1 protein-coding gene and 2 pseudogenes are annotated in these 1,912 nt (G+C 60.7%); 2 read left to right on the forward strand and 1 reads right to left on the reverse strand.

The genetic code is table 11. The features are described from left to right. Positions 1-500, reverse strand: a pseudogene (locus I2D57_RS07985) (hypothetical protein); the annotation flags it as partial. Positions 501-1,097: 597 nt separating this feature from the next. Here I2D57_RS07985 and I2D57_RS07990 point away from each other — a divergent pair. Together I2D57_RS07990 and I2D57_RS10130 are read left to right on the forward strand one after the other, a co-directional pair. Then, positions 1,098-1,538, forward strand: a complete 441-nt coding sequence (locus tag I2D57_RS07990) for a DUF4869 domain-containing protein (RefSeq protein ID WP_117638277.1) — start codon at positions 1,098-1,100, stop codon at positions 1,536-1,538. Positions 1,539-1,722: 184 nt separating this feature from the next. Then, a pseudogene (locus tag I2D57_RS10130) lies at positions 1,723-1,912 on the forward strand (transposase); the annotation flags it as partial.

The following is a 1,912-nucleotide window of genomic DNA, read 5'->3' on the forward strand; positions in this document are numbered from 1 at the left end:
GTGGTGCCGGCGGTGCCGCCGTTGCCGACGGCGGCCTGCCAGCCGACGTTGGAGACGTGGGCCTCGACGGATATGGCGTCGGCGCCGAGGGGCTCGCCGGTCGACGCGTCGGACAGGACGAGGCGCAGCGCCTCGAGGGGGAGCCCCCTGCCGGTCGTGCCGGCGACCCCGCCGCCGGCGACGGCGCCCATCCAGCCGATATTGGAGACGTGGGCCGAGTACGAGAGCGAGACGGGCGCGGCCCCCTCGGCCTGGGCGGGCTCCGCCTGGGCGCCGTCGGCCTGCGAGGCCTCGGGCTGGGAGGCGTCGGCCTGCGCGGGCTGGGCGGCGTCGGCCTGGGCGGCGGGACCCCCGTCGGCGGGCTGGGCCCCGGCGGCCGGGGCCTGCGCGTCGCCCGGGGCGGCGGGGGCGGCGTAGGCCGCGGGCCCGCACAGGGCCAGGGCGGCCGCGACCGCCAGCGCGGCGGCGGCACCGGAAATTCGTTTCGTGGAGCGTCTCATGGAAAATCCCCCTAATCTAGCAACGGTTTCCAAGTCTACTAGATTGGGGGGACGGGAGCCAAGCTGCAATACCCCCAAGACACCCGTCTATAGGTCGTGACGTTGTCTATAAACAGGCTCACCGCCCGCGGAATAAAATTCGGCGCAAATCGTTTGAGCAGGCGACGCGCGGAAGGAGCGTGTAGGGCGGTAATATACTGACCGTCAGCCGCGGCATCCTCGCGGAAACCCATTTGTTGCCGGAACTATAGTCCCCGGCGCGGGCTCACCTTATCTCCCCGGCACGGGCTCGATATCCTCTCGGATATCTAATCGTCTTGGACTTTTACCCACCCAAGCACAGTACGGCTTTTACGTGCCGCCACGCAGAGCCTAGCCTGGAACTATTGTCTAAAACATAGGCCTTCAAAGCAACTTAGGTTCAAGTACGGACATGCAAATACGGGCACTGGATACAGGTCTTGACTGTCAATGGTTATCAATCGCATGTGTTTCTGGCAAATTACGCCCGTCTTATGCGTGCGATACAATCAGTCTCACCGAACACCAAACCAGCAACCCGAAGGGACCAACGTGTTAACAATTCACTAAGGTGATATGGAAAACGTTATCTACAATACGTCGGTTTACTTCGATAACGTCTATTCGCCCCAGTGGTTTCAAGACGCCTTTGCTCAAAGGATTATTAAATCAATCGATAAAGGCAATGTCGTTGGACCCTGCGCAATAGACACCAAGATCCTAGGCATTATTCCTCCTGAAAGGCTGTCGGGAGGCACTAAGACGCTGTTGCTCATGTACTTCATGCCTCAGAACGTATACAACGCCACAACCTGCAGCGACAATTGCGCTTACTGGATTCTGAGAATTGCCACGCAAAAGGACTTAACCATCAACCTCTACCATCTGATGGATTTTGGAAACGGCAAGTTCACGGCTACCGTTGCAAACACGGGCGATGTCGTTCACACGATGTTCGACCTTGTCCCTATAGCCGCAAAATGCCTAAGGGAAACTCCTGACATGCACTTTCGTTAGGCTCTGTTAGACCAAGATTGACATACATATGTCATCACGGCGCCATATCGTTAGCCTCGTAGACCGCGGGGCAGCATGAACGCCGAGGACCTGGTAATCACCTTCAAGAGGGACATCGCGAGCCTCAGCAGGACCGAACGCCGCCGGCTCCGCCTACGAGGCCGAGCGCTCCCCGCGCTGCGGGTCCGCCGCGGTCGTGAAGAAGGGCAAATCAAAGAACGGCGAGCAGCGTTACCTCTGCCAGGATTGCGGCAGGACCTTCGGCATGGGCAGCGGGCACATCCTGGGGACGAGCAGGCTCCCGAAGGAGACCTGGATGGCCTACGCCGAGTGCTTCGCGCTCATGCTGCCCCTGCGCGAATGCGCGGGGCGCT

Origin of the sequence: Collinsella aerofaciens (assembly GCF_015553355.1) — a bacterium.
Classification (GTDB): Bacteria; Actinomycetota; Coriobacteriia; order Coriobacteriales; family Coriobacteriaceae; genus Collinsella; species Collinsella aerofaciens_V.